Genomic DNA, 17,820 nt, shown 5'->3' on the forward strand with positions numbered 1-17,820 from the left:
CCATATCGCTTAAACCTGCTCGTCGTAACGGGAGCTGTATGTCGATACCTAGCTTGAAATCTTATCTCTCCATCTTCGCTACTGTGCTGCTGCTCGGCCAGGCGGTTCCTGCTGCGCAAGCGGCCGACCTGCCTGACTTCACCCAACTGGTCGAACAAGCTTCGCCTGCCGTGGTGAACATCAGTACCACGCAGAAACTGCCTGATCGCAAAGTGAACCAGCAGATGCCTGATCTCGAAGGCCTGCCGCCAATGCTGCGCGAGTTTTTCGAGCGCGGCATGCCGCCTCAACAGCGTTCGCCGGGCGGTGGTCGCCAGCGTGAAGCGCAATCGCTGGGTTCGGGCTTCATCATCTCTCCCGATGGCTACATTCTGACCAACAACCACGTGATTGCCGATGCCGACGAAATCCTCGTTCGCCTGGCTGATCGCAGCGAAATGAAAGCCAAGCTGGTAGGCACCGACCCGCGTTCCGACGTGGCCCTGCTGAAAATCGAGGGCAAGGACTTGCCGGTGCTCAAGCTCGGCAAATCCCAGGATCTGAAGGCCGGCCAATGGGTCGTGGCAATCGGTTCGCCTTTCGGCTTTGACCACACCGTGACCCAAGGCATCGTCAGCGCCGTTGGCCGTAGCCTGCCGAACGAAAACTATGTACCGTTCATCCAGACCGACGTGCCGATCAACCCGGGCAACTCCGGTGGCCCGCTGTTCAACCTGAATGGGGAGGTGGTCGGGATCAACTCGCAGATCTACACCCGTTCCGGCGGCTTCATGGGCGTGTCGTTCGCTATTCCTATCGATGTGGCGATGGATGTTTCCAACCAACTGAAGAGTGGCGGCAAAGTCAGCCGTGGCTGGCTGGGCGTGGTTATTCAGGAAGTGAACAAGGATCTGGCCGAGTCGTTCGGTCTTGAGAAGCCGGCCGGTGCGCTGGTTGCGCAGATCCAGGACGACGGTCCGGCGGCCAAGGGCGGCCTGCAAGTCGGCGACGTGATCCTGAGCATGAACGGCCAGCCGATCATTATGTCTGCTGATCTGCCACATCTGGTCGGCGCACTGAAGGCCGGTGCGAAAGCCAATCTGGAAGTGATACGTGAAGGCAAACGTAAAAACGTCGAGTTAACTGTTGGCGCGATTCCGGACGAAGACAAAGAGCTGGGTGCGTTGCCGAAGTCCGGTGCTGAAACCAACAGCAACCGTCTCGGTGTTTCGGTGGGCGAGTTGACCGCCGAGCAGAAGAAAACCTACGACCTCAAAGGTGGCGTGGTCATCAAGGAAGTGCAGGACGGTCCTGCGGCCCTGATCGGTCTGCAGCCGGGTGATGTCATCACCCACCTGAACAACCAGGCCATCGGTTCCTCCAAGGAGTTCGCCGAGATCGCCAAGGCACTGCCGAAGAACCGTTCGGTGTCGATGCGGGTTCTGCGTCAAGGTCGTGCGAGCTTCATCACCTTCAAACTGGCTGAATAACCGCTAGTAAATAAAAAGAAACCGCCTCGAATGAGGCGGTTTTTTTATGCCTGAAGCTTTTTTCGTAAAGAAGGCTCAGCCCATCATGTCCTTGACCATGCGCTCCTGCTCCATCAACTCGCGCTGGCGGGCGTCGATCCGCGAGGACAGCGGGAAGTTGCTGCCGGCCTTGCGCTTGGCAAAGTCGAGCTGCTGGATCGCCTGACGATAATCGCCAACCAGGGCGAAGTATTCCGCGCGAGCCTGGTGCAAGCCAATGATGTTTCCAGACAAACCACGGGTTTCGGCAACCTGATACCAGACGTCCGGATCATCCGGGCGTGATTTGAGCAGGCTTTCCAGTGCCTTCTCGGCGTCGGCGGCGCGGTTCTGCTTGAGCAGAAGATCGACACGAACCTGATTCAGCGGATAGTTGCCGGGATACTGGGTGAGCATCCGGTCAACCCGCGACTGCGCATCGGGCAGGCGATTGTTGGTGATGTCCAGATCAACCTGGGCGAGGTTGTAGATGATCTCGTTCGGCGCGGTGACCAACAGTTGTTTGAGGTTCTCTCGCGCTTCATTCAACTGACCGCCCTTGATCTGCGCGATGGCCAGACCATAGCGCGCGACATCGTTTTTCGGATTCTCGTCCAACTGTGCACGAAAGCGCTTGGCGCCAAGTCCCGGGGTTTCTTCGTAGATCAGTTGTACGCGTGCGCGAATCAGTTGATAGCGCTTGGTGTCTTCGATGCCGCCCGACTTGGCCTGTTCGGCGCGGTTGCGGGTGTCGGCGATCCGCGATTCCGTGACCGGGTGAGTCAGGAGGAATTCCGGTGGCTTGGCGTCGAAGCGATACTGGCGCATCAAGCGTTCGAACATGGTTGGCATAGAGCGCGGGTCGTAACCGGCTTTTTCAAGATTGAGGATGCCGATGCGGTCGGCTTCCTGTTCATTCTGGCGGGAGAAGGTCCGCTGCGCCTGAATCGCTGCGGCCTGAGTGCCAGCGATGGTCGCGATGCCGGCGTCACCGCCACCGGCTGCAGCAATCACGATCCCGGCCAGCAGGGCAGCCATCATCGGAACTTGCATGCGCTGCGAAGCTTCGACGCCGCGGGCAAAGTGGCGTTGCGACAAGTGCGCCAGTTCGTGTGCCAGTACCGACGCGTATTCGCCCTCGGTCTGCGCATTGAGAAAAAGACCACCGTTGACCCCGACCACGCCGCCCGGTGCCGCGAAGGCGTTGAGCTGCGGGCTGTTGATCAGAATGAATTCGAGGCGTCGGTCTGTGACCTGGCTGGTTTCCACCAGCTTGTAAACGCTGGATTCGACGTAGTCCTTGAGTTGCGGATCGTTGAGCTGTGAAACCTGGCTGCGCAACATGGCCAGCCACGCCCGGCCGAGCTGGTATTCCTGTTGCGGCGAGACAATGGCAGAACTGGCGTCGCCGAGTGACGGCAGATCGTCGGCAAAGCCTGGTGAGGCGAGCAGGCAAGCGAGCGTCAGCAGGGTAGGGCGCAGAAAAGTCATGCACAAAGCCTTAGAAGACAAAGACCTTACTGTAGCCGGACACCAAGCCTGCGACCAGATATTCTAGGCAGCTCGACGACTTGAACCGGAGTGACGCAATGACTGACGCTGTAGCCCATGAGGTAGAACTGGACGCCAGTGGTCTTAACTGTCCGTTGCCGTTACTCAAGGCAAAAATGGAGCTCAACAAGCTTCAAAGCGGCGACGTGCTCAAGGTGATCGCCACGGATGCCGGCTCGCAGCGCGACTTTCGCACCTTTGCCAAGTTGGCCGGTCATACGCTGCTGCGCGAAGAAGACGAAGCGGGCGTCTACCGTTACTGGTTGAAAAAAGCCTGAAACCGACAGCGTACAAGACCTAAGGATTATTGATGTTCAAAGTGTTACGCGACTGGATTCAGCGCTACTTCTCCGACGAAGAAGCCGTGGTGCTGGCTGTTCTGCTGGTGCTGGCCTTTACTGCGGTGCTGACCCTCGGTGGCATGCTTGCGCCAGTGTTGGCCGGGATGGTGCTGGCGTATCTGATGCAGGGGCTGGTGGTCACGCTGGAGCGTCTGCGCATGCCGGGCGGTGCGGCGGTGGGGCTGGTGTTTGCGTTGTTCATGGGCGTATTACTGGTGTTCATCGTCGTGGTGGTGCCGCTGCTCTGGCATCAATTGATCACGCTGTTCAATGAACTGCCGGGCATGCTAGCAAAATGGCAGTCGCTGCTCTTGCTGCTGCCCGAACGCTATCCGCATCTGGTCTCCGACGAGCAAGTGTTGCAGGCGATTGAGGCCGCGCGCGGCGAGATCGGCAAGTTCGGTCAATGGGCGCTGACCTTTTCGCTGTCGAGTCTGCCACTGCTGGTGAACATCATGATCTATCTGGTGCTGGTGCCGATCCTGGTGTTCTTCTTCCTCAAGGATCGGGCGATGATCGGCGAGTGGGTGCGTGGCTATCTGCCGCGTGAACGTGCGCTGATCACGCGGGTGGCGCAGGAAATGAACCGGCAGATCGCCAACTACATTCGCGGCAAAGTCATCGAGATCGTGATTTGCGGCGGCGTGACCTACATCGCCTTCGTCGCACTTGGCCTCAACTATGCAGCGCTGCTGGCGTTGCTGGTCGGTGTTTCGGTGGTTGTGCCCTATGTCGGCGCGGTGGTGGTGACCGTGCCGGTGCTGCTGATTGCGCTATTTCAATGGGGCTGGAGCGATCAGTTCATCTATCTGATGGCGGTCTACGGGATTATCCAGACGCTGGACGGCAACGTGCTGGTGCCGCTGCTGTTTTCCGAGGCGGTCAACCTGCACCCGGTGGCAATCATCTGCGCTGTGCTGTTGTTTGGCGGGCTGTGGGGGTTCTGGGGAGTGTTCTTTGCGATTCCCCTGGCGACGCTGTTCAAGGCTGTGCTGGACGCATGGCCGCGCAAGGAACCCGCGGTAGCGCCACTTCTTTAACGCAAAAAGATCGCAGCCTTCGGCAGCTCCTACAGGAAACGTATTCCAAATGCAGGAGTTGCCGAAGGCTGCGATCTTTTGATCTTAGGCTTTGTTTAGCGCTTCGGCAGCGGCCAAAACTGCATCCACATGCCCCGGCACCTTCACACCACGCCATTCCTGACGCAGCACACCGTCCTTGTCGATCAGGAAAGTGCTGCGATCAACACCCAGGTATTCCTTGCCGTACAGCTTCTTCAGCTTGATCACGTCGAACAGTTGGCAGACCGCTTCGTCCTTGTCGCTGATCAGCTCGAACGGAAACTCCTGCTTGCACTTGAAGTTCTCGTGGGACTTCAGGCTGTCGCGCGAGATGCCGAAGATTTCAGTGTTGGCAGCCTTGAACGCCGCGTACTGATCACGAAAGCCCTGGCCTTCGGTGGTGCAGCCGGGGGTGCTGTCCTTCGGATAGAAGTAAATCACCACTTGCTTGCCCTTCAGGGCTGACAGGCTGACGGTTTGCCCGCTGGTGGCAGGTGCTTCGAAATCCGCAACCGGTTGGTCGATGATAACGGCCATGAAAGCCTCCTTACATTGGGTTTTGTGGGCGCCAAGGCTCGATCAGTGCGTCCAGATTCATCGCGTCCGCGAAATCCAGGAACTGGTCGCGCAGCCAACTGATCTGGGTGCCGGCCGGCAACGTCACGGTGAAAGTAGCGTTGAGCATGGTGCCACCGGTCTGCGGTGCCTGATAGGTATCGCAGGTCAGGTTTTCCAGCTCGACGTTGTGGTCCATGAAGAACTGGCACAGCTCGTTGATGATGTCCGGGCGATACGCCGAACTGACGTAAGCCACGTACGGCAGCGCCTGTGGACGATTCTCCAGCGCCGCGCTACGCACCACGTTGACGGTGAAGGCGTGCTTCTTGGCAAGGCCCGACAGGCTGCCTTCAAGACGCGCGAGGGCGTCCCAGCTGCCAGAGATCTCGAGGATCAGCGCACTGCACTCGCCGTGGCGGGTCAGGCGAGAAGTAACCACGGCGCAGCGATTTTCATGGCTGGCGCGGCACAGGACGTTAGTCAGCTCCATGGGGTTGGCGCCGAGGGCACTGATGACAAGGAATTGTTCGCGAACTGTGGGGGTGGACATGCAGCATTCCTAAAGCGATGAGCGGTCGGTAGGTTGATGGGCGTTTGACGCCGAGGGAGGGCCTCTGCCCATTCAGGCTGTCCGTTCAAAGAACCCCGACAAGCGCTCGTGGCTCGCTCCACAAAAGCGGGAGCGCGTCGATGCGACGCAGGAACAGGGTCTGGGAGGCCGAAAAGGGAGGCTGGAACCCGGCATACAAGCTGATCAGTACCGATCAAAGTCTGAAGGGTAGCGAAAAGCGACGCCAAGGGGAATGGCGGCTACGCAGTACTTTGCTTGTGCAAGCATCTTGGCGCCAGTACCATTACCGCTCTCTTTTTCCGGCAGGAGCGGTTTCATGATTGCGGGCAGTATGGTGGCACTGGTCACTCCCATGGATGCACAAGGGCGTCTTGACTGGGACAGCCTCAGCAAACTCGTGGACTTCCACCTCAAGAACGGCACCCATGCCATTGTCGCGGTCGGCACCACCGGCGAGTCGGCAACCCTTGATGTAGAAGAACACATCGCCGTCATCAAAGCCGTGGTCAAACAGGTTGCCGGGCGCATTCCGGTCATCGCCGGCACTGGCGCCAACTCGACCCGCGAAGCCGTCGAACTGACCCGCAATGCCAAAGAAGCCGGTGCCGATGCCTGCCTGCTGGTGGTTCCGTACTACAACAAGCCGACTCAGGAAGGCTTGTACCAGCACTTCAAACACATCGCCGAAGCGGTCGATATCCCACAGATTCTCTACAACGTTCCTGGCCGCACCTCTTGCGACATGCAGGCCGAGACTGTCATTCGGCTATCCACAGTGCCGAACATCATCGGCATCAAGGAAGCCACTGGCGACCTGAAGCGTGCCAAAGCGATTATCGACGGCGTGAGCAAGGACTTCATCGTGCTGTCCGGCGATGATCCGACCGCGGTCGAGCTGATCCTGCTGGGCGGCAAAGGTAACATCTCTGTGACTGCCAACGTCGCTCCGCGCGAAATGGCTGATCTGTGCGAGGCCGCGCTCAAGGGCGACGCTGACACCGCACGGGCCATTAACGAAAAACTGATGCCGCTGCACAAAGACCTGTTCATCGAAGCCAACCCGATTCCGGTGAAGTGGGCTTTGGTTGAAATGGGCCTGATGCACGAAGGCATCCGCCTGCCGCTGACCTGGCTGAGCGCACCTTGTCATGAAACGCTTCGCTCGGCCCTGCGCCAGTGCAGCGTCCTGGTTTAATTGAGGAAGTACAACGCATGAAGCGAATGGCCGGACTTTCCGCACTTGCCTTGATTATCTCCAGCACCAGTGGCTGCGGATGGGTCTGGGGCCCGGAAGGTTATTTCCGTGACCGTGGTAGCGATTACCTGGAAGCGCAACAGACTGCACCGATGCAACTGCCACCGGATGTCAGCACCTCCAAGCGTCTGGATCCGCTGCTGCCGATCCCGCGCAACGTTGCTGACGATACCGCCAAGGGCGAGTACGTGGTTCCACGTCCTCAACCGCTGTCGGCGATCGCCGATGCCACCGACTACTCGCTGCAGAAGAGTGGCGATTCTCGTTGGGTAATGGCTCAACACCCACCGGCCGAAGTCTGGCCAGTGGCTGTGCAGTTCTTCCAGGACAACGGTTTCCGTCTGGATGAACAGCGTCCGCAAACTGGCGAATTCACCACCACCTGGCAGCGTTCCGACGAACTGTCCGCCGCCATGGCCAAACGCCTGAGCGCGGCCGGTATCGCCAGTGATAGCGAAACCCGCGTTCGCGTGCGTATCGAGCCGGGCGTGCAGCGCAACACCAGTGAAATCTACGTGGTCAGCGCCGAGCGTCCTGCCGGCAGCACTGCCGACGTGGCCTTCACCAATCGTTCGGTCAACACTGGCCTGGACGCAGCGCTGGTCGACGACATGCTCGCGAGCATGAGCCGTATCGCCGAGAAGGGCGGTTCGGTGTCGATGCTGGCTTCGCGTGATTTCGATACCCCGAGCCGCGTCAGCCTCAGCGAAGACGGCAGCGGTAACCCGGTGTTGAACGTCGGTACCGATCTGGACCGTGCCTGGTCGAGTGTTGGCCGTGCGCTGGAGCAGGGCGAATGGCGCGTTGAAGACATCAACCGCAGTCTGGGCCTGTACTACATCAACCTGGCCGAAAAAGCCGAGAAGAAAGACGACAAGCCTGGTTTCTTCAGCAGCCTGTTCGGCAGTGCGCCGAGCAAGGAAGAAGTTGAAGCCCGTGCCGAGCGTTATCAGGTTCGCCTGAGCAAGGTTGGCGAGAACATTCAGGTGACCGTCGAGAAAAACATCAACACCGTCGCGCCGGCTGAAGTGGCGCGCAAAGTGTTGAGCGTCATTCAGGACAACCTGGGCTGATCCAATGCGTTTTGCCGTTCTCGGCAGCGGTAGCCAAGGGAACGGCACGCTGATCGCCAGTGCTGATACGTATGTGCTGGTGGATTGTGGTTTTTCCCTGCGGGAAACCGAAAAACGCCTGTTGCGTCTGGGTGTGAACCCGGCGCAACTGAGCGCGATACTCGTAACCCACGAACATGCCGACCACGTGCATGGCGTGGGTTTGCTGTCTCGGCGCTACAATCTGCCGGTCTACCTCAGTCGCGGCACACTGCGCGGGATGCGCAAACCGATTGAACCCGCAGGCTTTCTGGCTGGCGGCGAGCAACTGCAGATCGGTGCACTGAACATCGGGGTCATTGCCGTGGCCCATGATGCGCAGGAGCCGACCCAGTATGTATTCAGTGACAACGAACAGCGGCGCTTCGGCCTGCTGACCGACCTGGGTTCCTACTGCGAGCGGGTGCTGGACGGTTACCGGGATCTCGATGCATTGATGATCGAATCCAATCATTGTCGTGACATGCTGGCCCGTGGTCACTACCCGTACTTTCTCAAGCAGCGGGTGGGCGGCGAGCTGGGACATTTGAACAACCATCAGGCGGCATTCCTGGTGTCCGAGTTGGGCTGGCAGGGTCTCCAACACCTGGTCCTGGCCCATCTGAGCAGCAAGAACAACATGCCGCAGCTGGCCCGGCAATGTTTTGTCGACACCCTCGGGTGCGACCCGGACTGGCTGCAACTGGCCGATCAAGATTCAGGGCTCGACTGGCGCCACATCGCCTAGCCCACCTACTTAGCAAGCGGAGCCCATCATGGAAAAACGTGAAGAACTCTACCGCGGCAAAGCCAAATCGGTTTACAAGACCGACGACGCTGACCGCTTGATCCTGCTGTTTCGAAACGACACCTCGGCGTTCGACGGCAAGCGCATCGAACAGCTCGACCGCAAAGGCATGGTTAACAACAAGTTCAACGCCTTCATCATGCAGAAACTCGAAGCGGCCGGCATTCCGACCCAATTCGACAAGCTGCTGGGCGACAACGAGTGCCTGGTGAAGAAGCTCGACATGATCCCGGTCGAGTGCGTCGTGCGTAACTACGCCGCTGGCAGCCTGGTAAAACGCCTGGGCGTCGAAGAAGGCCTGAAGCTCAACCCGTACACCTTCGAGTTGTTCCTGAAGGACGACGCCAAGGGCGACCCGTTCATCAACGAATCCCACGTCGTGGCATTCGGCTGGGGCACCGCCGAGCAGCTGGTCCGCATGAAAGAACTGTCGCTCAAGGTCAACGAAGTGCTGACCAAGCTGTTCGACGACGCCGGCCTGCTGCTGGTCGACTTCAAGCTTGAGTTCGGCGTGTTCAGCGACGGCTCCATCGTCCTGGGCGACGAGTTCAGCCCGGACGGCTGCCGTCTGTGGGACAAGGACACCAAGAAGAAGATGGACAAAGACCGCTTCCGCCAGGGCCTCGGTGACGTTATCGAAGCCTACGAAGAAGTCGCCAATCGTCTGGGCGTACCGCTTTAATCGACGCAAGCATCTGATAGCACGGAAAAAATTTGCGAAAGGGGGTTCGCTTTCGGCAAAAGTGTTGTTATGATGCGCGCCGTTGGAGAGATGCCAGAGTGGCCGAATGGGACGGATTCGAAATCCGTTGTACCTTCACCGGTACCTAGGGTTCGAATCCCTATCTCTCCGCCATTACATAGAAAAAGCCCCGTAGCTGAGAAGCTACGGGGCTTTTTCGTTTCTGGGCGAAGAGCAGGTCGACCAACCGCTATTTTCCTTTCGTTCGCATCGACCACAAAAAAAGCCCCACAAATTCAAACTTGTGGGGCTTTCCACTTCTGCAGAACCTGGAAAATTCCGCAATCAACCACTCAAGGCTGTGAGTGTCCCAGCTTGCGCTTGATCAGCTCATAAACTTCCTTGTGCGTCGAGTTATGCAGCGAATTGTCCTTGCACGCCGAGGCGAGGAAGGTTTTGACTTCGTCCTTGGCGTGCGGATAGAGGCTGGCGACGTAATCGGCTTCATGTGCTTGCGTGCAGTTGAAGTGCTTGTCGTCTTTCGCTTTGTCTCTAGCCATTGTGCGGCTCCTTTTGATTTCGAGTGATGGAATGAAACAGGGCCGGATTGCCCCTTACGCCGGTGAGCGTAGAGGTGGAAAGCAGGCGTGCCAGTCATTCGACTAAAAAAGGAAAGTGCTGTAGGACACAGTCGCGCTTTCACTCTCGTGGTCAAATCTCCCTAACCGGCGTCTCCCCCGTAGCACCCTTGATCAACTCGATCACATGCAAACAATCCGCCTTGTTCACGTACGACTCGCCGCTGGCGATGGTCTCGTGATTGCCTGCGCGCAGCCTCCAGCGCCATTGGCCTTTGCCGGTGCTTGGGGTGCCTCTGGATTGCCTGTAAATCTCGAAATACATTCAGTTCGCTCCATGCGATTTAATCGTGCGACAACCTGTGTGGCGCATCGACGCAAGCCTAGCGCAGGCGGTTATTTTGGCTATCGGACATTTGTTTCCAATCGTTCGCGGATGTTTCTGTGTTCATCTAAACCTCTCCTGCTGCGCATGTTGATGGACGGCAGCCCAGTAGACTTTCTACACTGCGGGCAGTCTGGGGATGGGGGCAATGGATGAACCGCAATGAACTACGCAAGGCCGATATCAACCTGATGGTGGTGTTCGAGACCTTGATGCTCGAACGCAACGTGACCCGGGCGGCAGAGAAGCTGTTTCTCGGCCAGCCGACCATCAGCTCGGCGCTCAACCGTCTACGCACGATGCTCAACGATCCGTTGTTTATCCGAGTCGGCCACCGCATGGAGCCGACGGCCCGCGCCGAGGACATCTTCCGCCACCTCAAGCCTGCGCTGGATTCGTTGTCGGTGGCGCTGAGCCTGACCCGCGATTTCGATCCGGCGATCAGCACCATGACTTTTCGCATCGGTCTGTCCGATGATGTCGAGTTCGGCCTGCTGCCGCCGCTGCTGCGTGCGCTGCGCCAGGAAGCGCCGAATGTGGTGTTTGTGGTGCAACACGTCGACTACTGGCGGATTCCCGATCTACTGGCCGCCGGCGACATCACCGTCGGTATCAGCCAGACCCGCGGTCTGCCGGCCAATGCCAAGCGCAAACTGCTGCGGCACATCCAGCCAAGCATCCTGCGTGCCGACGCCTCCGCTACACCGCTGACCCTTGATGAATATTGCGCACGCCCGCACGTGCTGGTGTCCCACACGGCCAACGTCAGCGGTTTCGCCGACGAGTGGCTGGCAGAGCTGGGACGTACCCGTCAGGTCGTGCTGTCGGTGCCGCAATACAGCGCATTGCCGGCATTGCTGGCCGGCACGGACCTGATCGCCAGCCTGCCGGACTACACCGCCGCAGCCATGGCTACCTCCGGATTGCTGTTCAAGGAGCCGTTCCCATTCAAGACGCCGACGCTGGATCTGTCGATGGTCTGGCTCAGCCACGTCGATAGCGACCCGGCCGAGCGCTGGTTGCGTTCACGGCTTGAAGCGTTCATGAGCGAGCGGCCGATCACACCGCCCTGAGCCGGCGCTGTGTTATATGTACGCCCTTTCTGCCGACTGACTGGAGCATCCCAATGCCACACCTGCACATGGAATACACCGCCAACCTGCCGCAGTTGAACGCCGACGTCGCGTTGATCCGGCTCAACAACACGTTGGTGGGGTCCGGTCAGTTCGCGGCAGAGTTCGATATCAAGAGCCGTGCGGTAAAGGTGGAAACCTTCAAAGTGGGCACCGCCATGGGCGAGCGCGCTTTCGTGCATGTGAAGCTGGCACTGCTCAGTGGCCGTTCGCCGGGGATCAAGAAGCAGCTTTCGCAAAGCCTGCTGGCGGTGTTGCAGGATCTTTGCGAATGGCCCGCCGGCGTCGAGGTGCAGTTGTGTGTGGAACTGCTGGATATCGACCGTGAGTCCTACAGCAAAACCGCCATTGGCGTGTAAGACTCAGGCCGCTTCCAATTCGCTGCACACCTTGATCACCTGCTCGCGCAGCCAGACGTTGGCGCTGTGCTGATCGACGCTCTGGCTCCATTGCATGTCGAGGGTGAACCCCGGCAAGCCATTAGGCGCCTCACAGTGATTAAACACCGCTTCGCTGGTCAGTAAACGCTGAATGCGCCGGGGCAGGGTGAGGATGAAGTCGGTGCCGGTGATCATCTTTAACGCAGCGCTGTAGCTGTTCGATCGCGCCACGATCTGACGCTTCTGCGCCTGCCGTGCCAGCCAGCCATCGACCATGTTGGTGGTGGAGGTCCACGGGGTCGGAAACACATGCCGACGCTCGGTGAAGGCTTGCAGGCTCAGGCGTGGTTCCAGTGGCGTGGCGCGCTTGTCGAAGACGCAGACCAGATCATCTTCCAGCAGCATCTGCGACTTCAGGTCAGTGTGGTTGCGATGAAAATTGGGGCCGAAACTGATCACCAGGTCGAGGCTGCCGTCGCGTAACTCATCGGCCGGCACGTCGGTTTCGAACTTGTGCATGTTGACTACCACCGGCAAGTCATCGAAGTCGAAGCGCTTCAACAGACGCGGCAGGATCAGTTGCTCGAAGTATTCCGGGGCGCAGATGTTGAATGTGACGGCTTGTCGGGTCGGATCAAACACCGGGGCGCCGGCGTGGCACAGGTTGATGCTTTCGAGAATTTTCTGCACATGGCCGTACATGCTGCTGGCCTTGTAGGTCGGGCGCATGCCGGTGCGGGTGTTGATGAACAGTTCGTCTTCGAAACTGGTGCGCAGTTTTTTCAGGCAGTAACTGACGGTGGACTGGCTGACAAACAGCGTTTCCGAAACATCGGTGACGCTGCTCTGCTCATACACGGCGATAAACACCATGAGATCCTGCATGTCGAGCTTTCGAAGCAAGTTACTGTTCAGCATCCGTTCTGTCTCGCTGTGCTCCTTGCGCTGAATCCGCGCAAACGTGTGCGAATGATCCTAACGGAACGATGGTGCCAGGAGAACGCCCTGTAGGACATTTCACGGATACATGTGGGACAGAAAGTTTTAGGAACACGACGTCATTGATCAATGTGCGCAAAGATGGCCAGAGGCCTCTAGCTCGCGCGCCTCTGCAATCATTGAATATGCCGCGCGTACTGCCGGGGATCGAAGCGCAACACCATCAGGAGCATGGCCACCATCACTGCAGTCAGTGCCCACCAAGCCCATTCGAAGCTACCCAGTTGATCGCGAGCCATCCCGGCGAGTAGCGGCGAGAGACCGGCAATCAGATACCCAATGCCCTGCACGAATGCAGTCAGGTGCCCGGCTCGCTGAGGATTGTCTAGATGGTCGAGCGAGACGATCAGGCTCATCGGGAATAACCCGCCGATGCCCAGGCCCAGCAAGCAGGGCCACAGCAGACTGAGGTGTTGGGGGCTGAGGGTCAGGCCGCAGAAACCGGTGATGATCAGGCCGAGCAGCGCCATCAGCACCACGCGTCGGTCTCGGCTACGGTTGGCGATGGCCGGCACTATCAGTCCGGAAATTACCTCCATGGCTGTCAGAAAACCCAACAACAGACCGGCGTTTTGTTCGCTCCAACCTTTTTCAACGTAGTACGGCGCCAGCCAGGCGAGCACACAGGTGTAGGACGCTGTCCCCAGACCGAAGAAGATTGCGAGTAACCAGGCGCGGGAATTGGCGAAAAACGATTCTTTCTTCGCCACACCGGTCATGGCGTTTGGCAATTGCCAACGTTGCAACCACCAGAACACCAACGCCAGCAGCGCCAGTGCTGCCCAAATGGCTAAGCCGAGGCGCCAGCTACCGGTTTGCACCATCACCTGTGGGGCGAACGAGGCCGCAAGCGCCGCGCCGCCCATGATCGACGTCACGTACAAGCCCATGCACAGCGCCACATTATTGGGGAAGTGCGACTTGATCACCGCCGGCATCAACGCCTGAATCAAGGCAATGCCAATCCCCGCCACCACGGCGCTGACAATCAACTCTGCCGCCGAATCGACAAACAGCCGCGACAGTGTCGCCAATGCAATGATCAGCAGCGACAGCAACACCGTGCGCTGTTCACCCAGTCGTTGACTGATGCCGATGCCGAAGAACATCGCCAGACCCATGGCCATCACTGGCAGCATGGTCAGCAACGACGCGACGCTGAAGTTCAACGCAATGTCGCCGCGAATTGCCGACAGCAGCGGCCCGATGGCCGCCATCGACGGGCGCAGATTGAGCGCGACTAGAATGATTGAAAGCATTAGCCAAGTAGCGGGGCGGGAAGTGGTGCGGGCGTTTTCCATCTTCAGACCTTTGATGCTGGGGACTGAGGATTAGGCGCGTCACTGCCTGACTCGGGCAAACCAGAAAATCCGCAGCAGTATTTAAAAACTCGATAACACCCGATCACTTGTAGGCGTGAACCTGCTCGCGAAAGCGGGCTGCCTGTCTATGCAGTAGTGGCTGTCACACCGCAATCGCGAGCAGGCTCACTCCCACAGGTAAAGCCGTGCTGTTTTTCTGAACGAGAACTGAATCATTCTCAAATACTTCACAAGTTTGGATGTAATACCCAGGGCCAACTAATTGTTGGCGTCTTTTTCACAAAAAATTGATGGTTGCGCGCCTAAAGTTTGTCATGCCCTGGTTAATGAATTTTTCACAGTTAGCCACAGCTCTTCTTTTCAGGAATCGCCAACCTCTATGTTGAAGTTAAAAGCCGTGCGCCCGGAATGGGTGACGTTGATTGCCAGCGCCTTTCTTTTGCTCGGCTTCAACTTTGTGCTCTGGCAGCACCTCTTCGAGATCACCGCCGCAGACGGCAAGGGCATCGCCATGCGCGTGGCTTTCGGGGTGATGATCTTCGCGGCGTTCAACATCGTGCTGACGTTTCTGGCCTTCCGCCCGCTGCTTAAACCGGTGCTGACGTTGATGTTTTTGATCAGCGCCGGTGTGGCTTATTTCATGAGCCAATATGGCGTGATGATTGATGCTGGCATGTTGCGTAACTTTGCTGAAACCAATGTTACGGAAGTGCGTGATTTGCTGTCGTTTAAGTTGTTTGCTTATATATTCCTGCTCGGAGTTTTACCGTCCTGGTTGTTATGGAAAGTGCCGGTCAGCTATCGTCGCTGGCATCATGAGTTGTTCAGCAAAGTTATCGTCAGCGTGGCGTCGGTTGCGGTCATCGGTGGGGTGGCGCTGGCCAACTATCAAGGCCTGTCGTCGTTGTTTCGCAATCACCATGAATTGCGTTTGATGCTGGTGCCGAGCAACTACATTGGCGCCTCGGCCGGTTACCTGCGTGAGCAGGTTGTCTCGGCGCAGCAACCCTTCGTCAAGATTGGCGAAGACGCGCAGCGCAACCCGGATCTGCATCTTCAGCCGCGCAAATCCCTGACCGTGCTGGTGGTGGGTGAAAGTGCCCGTGCCGAGAACTTCGGCATTCTCGGCTACGACCGAGACACCACGCCGAAGCTGGACCAGGAAGCGGGGCTGATCGCCTTCACCGATGTGCATTCATGCGGCACTGAAACAGCCGTCTCGGTGCCGTGCATGTTCTCCAACATGGGCCGCAAGGATTACGACGCCAGTAAAGCCAAGAACGAAGAAGGCCTGCTTGATGTGCTCAAACGTGCTGGCATCGACGTGATCTGGCGCGATAACCAGTCCGGCTGCAAGGGCACTTGTGATCGTGTCACCTTGCAGGATGTCAGCAATTTGAAAGACCCGACGCTGTGCGCCAACAGTGAATGCCGCGACGAAATCCTGCTGCAAGGTCTGCAAAGCTTTATCGATCATCTGGACAAGGACACCGTGTTGGTCCTGCACCAGATGGGCAGCCACGGCCCGGAGTACTTCAAGCGTTATCCAAAGGAGTACGAGCACTTCACGCCTGTCTGTGAAAGCAATGCACTGAACAATTGCAGCCGCGAAAGTATCGTCAACGGTTACGACAATACGCTGGTCTACACCGACCATGTGCTGTCGAGCCTGATTGATGTGTTGCGTAACAATCAGGACAAAGTTGATACCGCGATGTTGTACCTGTCCGATCACGGCGAGTCGCTGGGCGAGTACAACCTGTTCCTGCACGGCACGCCTTACATGCTGGCGCCGGAGCAACAGAAACATGTCGCGATGCTGGCGTGGTTCTCCGACAACTATCAGAAAGCCTATTCGGTCGACACCCATTGTCTGCAAATGAGCCGCGACAAACCGCTGAGCCAGGACAACCTGTTCCATTCGATGCTTGGCCTGCTGGAAGTGCGCAGCAAGGTGTATCAGCCGGGTCTGGATATGTTCGCCGGTTGCCGTGGTGCAGTGATCGACGGCGTGTTGGCGAAGGACTGAACCGCTTCGGGCCTGTCGTCCTGACACGACGGGCCTGTCTGTTTCCTCTGTCAGACTATTCTTGCTCTCTGGCAGGACATTTCGTTACAGCTCTTGCCCTTCGCAGGCGCGTAAATCGCCAGTGGCGATATATACTGCGCGCCATTCTTCAAGGGAGAGCCGTGTGGCCATCGATATTCACTGGATTCGCGACAACGAAAGCCTCGCGCAATTTTGCGCCGAGTGGCAGCAGCTGCCTTTCGTGGCCCTCGACACCGAATTCATGCGGGTCGACACCTTCTACCCGATTGCCGGTCTGTTGCAGGTTGGCGACGGCAAACGCGCCTATTTGATTGATCCGCTGACCATCAATGCCTGGCAACCGCTGGCCGCATTGCTGGAAAACCCGGCGGTGCTCAAGGTCTTGCACGCGTGCAGCGAAGATCTCGAAGTCCTGTTGCGCCTGACCGGCAGCTTGCCGGCACCGATGTTCGACACCCAACTGGGCGCCGCTTATCTGAACCTCGGGTTCTCGATGGGTTATTCGCGACTGGTGCAGGCCGTACTCGGCATCGAACTGCCGAAGGGCGAAACCCGCTCTGACTGGTTGCAGCGTCCTTTGTCCGACACGCAAATCAGTTACGCCGCCGAAGATGCCGTGCATCTGGCAGAGGTTTTCGTACAACTGCGGCCGAAACTGTCTGACGACAAATTTGCCTGGGTGCTGGAGGACGGCGCCGAACTGGTCGCCAACCTGCGTCGGGAAACCGATCCGTATGAGGTTTATCGCGAGGCCAAACTGGCGTGGAAACTGTCCCGTGCGCAACTGGCCGTGCTTCGCGAGTTGTGCGCCTGGCGCGAGCGCGAAGCCCGCGACCGCAACCTGCCGCGCAACCGTATCGTCCGTGAGCACTCGCTGTGGCCGCTGGCCCGCACGCAACCGGACTCCCTCAGTGCGCTGGGCAAGATCGAAGACATGCACCCGCGTACCGTGCGTCAGGACGGTGAATTTCTGCTTGATCTGATCAAGCGCTCTGGCAGTGTGGGGCCTGATCAATGGCCGCCCGCTGTGCCAGAGCCGTTGCCGATCGAAGCGGCTGCACTGATCAAGCAACTGCGCGCCCTGGGGCAGGCCGAGGCCGAGCGCCTGGGCATCGCTCCAGAACTGATGCTGCGCAAGAAAACCCTCGAAGCGCTGGTCAAAAGCGGCTTCCCCGAGGGTCCTTACCAATTGCCTGAGTCGCTGCGTGGCTGGCGCCGCGAACTTATGGGTCAGAAGCTGCTCGACAGCCTGGCCACCGCCGGAGAACAGCCTTGAAACGTATTTGCTCTATTTACCAAAGCTCCAAGCGCAGTGGCATGTATCTCTACGTGCTCAAGAGCGATGAGTTGGAACGTGTGCCCGAGGCGTTGATGGCGGCCTTCGGCAAAGCCATTTTTGCCTTTAGCCTGGTGTTGACTCCCGAGCGCAAATTGGCCAGCGAGGACATCGTCGTTGTCCTGGAAAACCTCGACAAACAGGGTTATCACCTGCAAATGCCGCCTGCCGAGGACGAGTACATCGAACACTTGCCCGAAGAGTTGCTGCGACGCAACGACCCGATGTGATC

General features: G+C 58.3%; 19 protein-coding genes and 1 tRNA gene. 13 read left to right on the top strand and 7 right to left on the bottom strand.

Going from position 1 to position 17,820, the window contains the following annotated elements:
* The first annotated feature begins 38 nt into the window (after nucleotides 1-38).
* The gene (locus tag ACA074_RS06980) at nucleotides 39-1,469 is read left to right on the top strand and encodes a DegQ family serine endoprotease (protein ID WP_401266030.1); all 1,431 of its coding nucleotides are present in this window, start codon (nucleotides 39-41) and stop codon (nucleotides 1,467-1,469) included.
* Nucleotides 1,470-1,544: 75 nt separating this feature from the next.
* Here ACA074_RS06980 and ACA074_RS06985 read toward each other — a convergent pair whose 3' ends face one another.
* Nucleotides 1,545-2,978, bottom strand: a complete 1,434-nt coding sequence (locus ACA074_RS06985) for a M48 family metalloprotease (protein ID WP_187680164.1) — start codon at nucleotides 2,976-2,978, stop codon at nucleotides 1,545-1,547.
* Nucleotides 2,979-3,076: 98 nt separating this feature from the next.
* Here ACA074_RS06985 and ACA074_RS06990 point away from each other — a divergent pair, with 98 nt between their 5' ends.
* Entirely contained in the window at nucleotides 3,077-3,316 is a 240-nt protein-coding gene (locus ACA074_RS06990; protein WP_401266025.1) for a sulfurtransferase TusA family protein, read from the top strand.
* A 32-nt stretch (nucleotides 3,317-3,348) separates the two neighbouring features.
* Nucleotides 3,349-4,419: an AI-2E family transporter gene (locus tag ACA074_RS06995; protein ID WP_187680166.1), complete on the top strand. Its 1,071-nt coding sequence runs from the start codon at nucleotides 3,349-3,351 to the stop codon at nucleotides 4,417-4,419.
* 84 nt (nucleotides 4,420-4,503) lie between these two features.
* Here the strand turns inward: ACA074_RS06995 and ACA074_RS07000 are convergent, their stop codons facing one another.
* Both ACA074_RS07000 and ACA074_RS07005 read right to left on the bottom strand, forming a co-directional pair.
* On the bottom strand, nucleotides 4,504-4,977 hold the full coding sequence (locus ACA074_RS07000) for a peroxiredoxin (protein ID WP_401266022.1): 474 nt from the start codon (nucleotides 4,975-4,977) through the stop codon (nucleotides 4,504-4,506).
* 10 nt (nucleotides 4,978-4,987) lie between these two features.
* Nucleotides 4,988-5,548, bottom strand: coding sequence for a glycine cleavage system transcriptional repressor (locus ACA074_RS07005; RefSeq protein WP_016984694.1), 561 nt, complete (start codon nucleotides 5,546-5,548; stop codon nucleotides 4,988-4,990).
* A gap of 337 nt (nucleotides 5,549-5,885) precedes the next feature.
* Between ACA074_RS07005 and dapA the strand changes: the two genes are divergently transcribed.
* The 5 genes from dapA (at nucleotide 5,886) to ACA074_RS07030 (ending at nucleotide 9,579) form a co-directional block, all read left to right on the top strand.
* On the top strand, nucleotides 5,886-6,764 hold the full coding sequence (gene dapA / locus ACA074_RS07010; RefSeq protein ID WP_187680168.1) for a 4-hydroxy-tetrahydrodipicolinate synthase: 879 nt from the start codon (nucleotides 5,886-5,888) through the stop codon (nucleotides 6,762-6,764).
* A gap of 17 nt (nucleotides 6,765-6,781) precedes the next feature.
* Nucleotides 6,782-7,897 carry an NlpB/DapX family lipoprotein gene (gene bamC / locus ACA074_RS07015; RefSeq protein WP_187680169.1) on the top strand — a complete coding sequence of 372 codons (1,116 nt, stop codon included), beginning with the start codon at nucleotides 6,782-6,784 and terminating at the stop codon, nucleotides 7,895-7,897.
* Between the two features lie 4 nt (nucleotides 7,898-7,901).
* Nucleotides 7,902-8,663 carry an MBL fold metallo-hydrolase gene (locus ACA074_RS07020; RefSeq protein WP_187680170.1) on the top strand — a complete coding sequence of 254 codons (762 nt, stop codon included), beginning with the start codon at nucleotides 7,902-7,904 and terminating at the stop codon, nucleotides 8,661-8,663.
* Between the two features lie 28 nt (nucleotides 8,664-8,691).
* Nucleotides 8,692-9,405, top strand: a complete 714-nt coding sequence (gene purC, locus ACA074_RS07025) for a phosphoribosylaminoimidazolesuccinocarboxamide synthase (protein ID WP_187680171.1) — start codon at nucleotides 8,692-8,694, stop codon at nucleotides 9,403-9,405.
* Between the two features lie 84 nt (nucleotides 9,406-9,489).
* Nucleotides 9,490-9,579 (top strand) — tRNA-Ser (locus ACA074_RS07030).
* Nucleotides 9,580-9,758: 179 nt separating this feature from the next.
* Here the strand turns inward: ACA074_RS07030 and ACA074_RS07035 are convergent.
* Both ACA074_RS07035 and ACA074_RS07040 read right to left on the bottom strand, forming a co-directional pair.
* Nucleotides 9,759-9,965, bottom strand: a complete 207-nt coding sequence (locus ACA074_RS07035) for a hypothetical protein (protein ID WP_401266501.1) — start codon at nucleotides 9,963-9,965, stop codon at nucleotides 9,759-9,761.
* A gap of 151 nt (nucleotides 9,966-10,116) precedes the next feature.
* Complete coding sequence (locus ACA074_RS07040) at nucleotides 10,117-10,308, bottom strand: YegP family protein (protein WP_187680173.1); 192 nt, start codon at nucleotides 10,306-10,308, stop codon at nucleotides 10,117-10,119.
* Between the two features lie 212 nt (nucleotides 10,309-10,520).
* Here ACA074_RS07040 and ACA074_RS07045 point away from each other — a divergent pair, with 212 nt between their 5' ends.
* Nucleotides 10,521-11,441, top strand: coding sequence for a LysR substrate-binding domain-containing protein (locus ACA074_RS07045; RefSeq protein ID WP_187680174.1), 921 nt, complete (start codon nucleotides 10,521-10,523; stop codon nucleotides 11,439-11,441).
* 53 nt (nucleotides 11,442-11,494) lie between these two features.
* Entirely contained in the window at nucleotides 11,495-11,860 is a 366-nt protein-coding gene (locus ACA074_RS07050; RefSeq protein WP_187680175.1) for a 5-carboxymethyl-2-hydroxymuconate Delta-isomerase, read from the top strand.
* Between the two features lie 3 nt (nucleotides 11,861-11,863).
* On the opposite strand, the gene ACA074_RS07055 is transcribed toward ACA074_RS07050, so the two are convergent.
* On the bottom strand, nucleotides 11,864-12,799 hold the full coding sequence (locus ACA074_RS07055; protein ID WP_401266504.1) for a LysR family transcriptional regulator: 936 nt from the start codon (nucleotides 12,797-12,799) through the stop codon (nucleotides 11,864-11,866).
* A gap of 197 nt (nucleotides 12,800-12,996) precedes the next feature.
* Nucleotides 12,997-14,181 (bottom strand): cyanate transporter, encoded by a 1,185-nt coding sequence (locus ACA074_RS07060; RefSeq protein WP_497678688.1) that lies wholly within the window; start codon nucleotides 14,179-14,181, stop codon nucleotides 12,997-12,999.
* Between the two features lie 400 nt (nucleotides 14,182-14,581).
* On the opposite strand from ACA074_RS07060, the gene ACA074_RS07065 reads away from it, so the two are divergent.
* The 3 genes from ACA074_RS07065 to ACA074_RS07075 all read left to right on the top strand — a co-directional run bounded on the left by ACA074_RS07065 (nucleotide 14,582) and on the right by ACA074_RS07075 (nucleotide 17,818).
* Nucleotides 14,582-16,231 (top strand): phosphoethanolamine transferase, encoded by a 1,650-nt coding sequence (locus ACA074_RS07065; RefSeq protein WP_497678689.1) that lies wholly within the window; start codon nucleotides 14,582-14,584, stop codon nucleotides 16,229-16,231.
* A 163-nt stretch (nucleotides 16,232-16,394) separates the two neighbouring features.
* Nucleotides 16,395-17,528: a ribonuclease D gene (gene rnd / locus ACA074_RS07070; protein WP_497678690.1), complete on the top strand. Its 1,134-nt coding sequence runs from the start codon at nucleotides 16,395-16,397 to the stop codon at nucleotides 17,526-17,528.
* A complete protein-coding gene (locus ACA074_RS07075) occupies nucleotides 17,525-17,818 on the top strand; it encodes a YcgL domain-containing protein (RefSeq protein ID WP_187680180.1) in 294 nt (97 codons plus the stop codon). The genes rnd and ACA074_RS07075 overlap by 4 nt, the downstream gene beginning before the upstream one ends.
* The last annotated feature ends 2 nt before the right edge of the window (nucleotides 17,819-17,820 follow it).

The organism is Pseudomonas sp. LBUM1655 (genome assembly GCF_059716085.1).

What these genes read in the sequence shown, in the direction of transcription:
- ACA074_RS07035 (WP_401266501.1), bottom strand. Translation starts at nt 9,965, where the DNA reads ATGGCTAGAGACAAAGCGAAAGACGACAAGCACTTCAACTGCACGCAA.
- ACA074_RS06990 (WP_401266025.1), top strand. Translation starts at nt 3,077, where the DNA reads ATGACTGACGCTGTAGCCCATGAGGTAGAACTGGACGCCAGTGGTCTT.
- ACA074_RS07045 (WP_187680174.1), top strand. Translation starts at nt 10,521, where the DNA reads ATGAACCGCAATGAACTACGCAAGGCCGATATCAACCTGATGGTGGTG.
- ACA074_RS07040 (WP_187680173.1), bottom strand. Translation starts at nt 10,308, where the DNA reads ATGTATTTCGAGATTTACAGGCAATCCAGAGGCACCCCAAGCACCGGC.
- ACA074_RS07050 (WP_187680175.1), top strand. Translation starts at nt 11,495, where the DNA reads ATGCCACACCTGCACATGGAATACACCGCCAACCTGCCGCAGTTGAAC.
- ACA074_RS07055 (WP_401266504.1), bottom strand. Translation starts at nt 12,799, where the DNA reads ATGCTGAACAGTAACTTGCTTCGAAAGCTCGACATGCAGGATCTCATG.
- ACA074_RS07060 (WP_497678688.1), bottom strand. Translation starts at nt 14,181, where the DNA reads ATGGAAAACGCCCGCACCACTTCCCGCCCCGCTACTTGGCTAATGCTT.
- ACA074_RS07005 (WP_016984694.1), bottom strand. Translation starts at nt 5,548, where the DNA reads ATGTCCACCCCCACAGTTCGCGAACAATTCCTTGTCATCAGTGCCCTC.
- ACA074_RS06995 (WP_187680166.1), top strand. Translation starts at nt 3,349, where the DNA reads ATGTTCAAAGTGTTACGCGACTGGATTCAGCGCTACTTCTCCGACGAA.
- dapA (WP_187680168.1), top strand. Translation starts at nt 5,886, where the DNA reads ATGATTGCGGGCAGTATGGTGGCACTGGTCACTCCCATGGATGCACAA.
- purC (WP_187680171.1), top strand. Translation starts at nt 8,692, where the DNA reads ATGGAAAAACGTGAAGAACTCTACCGCGGCAAAGCCAAATCGGTTTAC.
- ACA074_RS07000 (WP_401266022.1), bottom strand. Translation starts at nt 4,977, where the DNA reads ATGGCCGTTATCATCGACCAACCGGTTGCGGATTTCGAAGCACCTGCC.
- ACA074_RS07020 (WP_187680170.1), top strand. Translation starts at nt 7,902, where the DNA reads ATGCGTTTTGCCGTTCTCGGCAGCGGTAGCCAAGGGAACGGCACGCTG.
- bamC (WP_187680169.1), top strand. Translation starts at nt 6,782, where the DNA reads ATGAAGCGAATGGCCGGACTTTCCGCACTTGCCTTGATTATCTCCAGC.
- ACA074_RS06985 (WP_187680164.1), bottom strand. Translation starts at nt 2,978, where the DNA reads ATGACTTTTCTGCGCCCTACCCTGCTGACGCTCGCTTGCCTGCTCGCC.
- ACA074_RS07065 (WP_497678689.1), top strand. Translation starts at nt 14,582, where the DNA reads ATGTTGAAGTTAAAAGCCGTGCGCCCGGAATGGGTGACGTTGATTGCC.
- ACA074_RS06980 (WP_401266030.1), top strand. Translation starts at nt 39, where the DNA reads ATGTCGATACCTAGCTTGAAATCTTATCTCTCCATCTTCGCTACTGTG.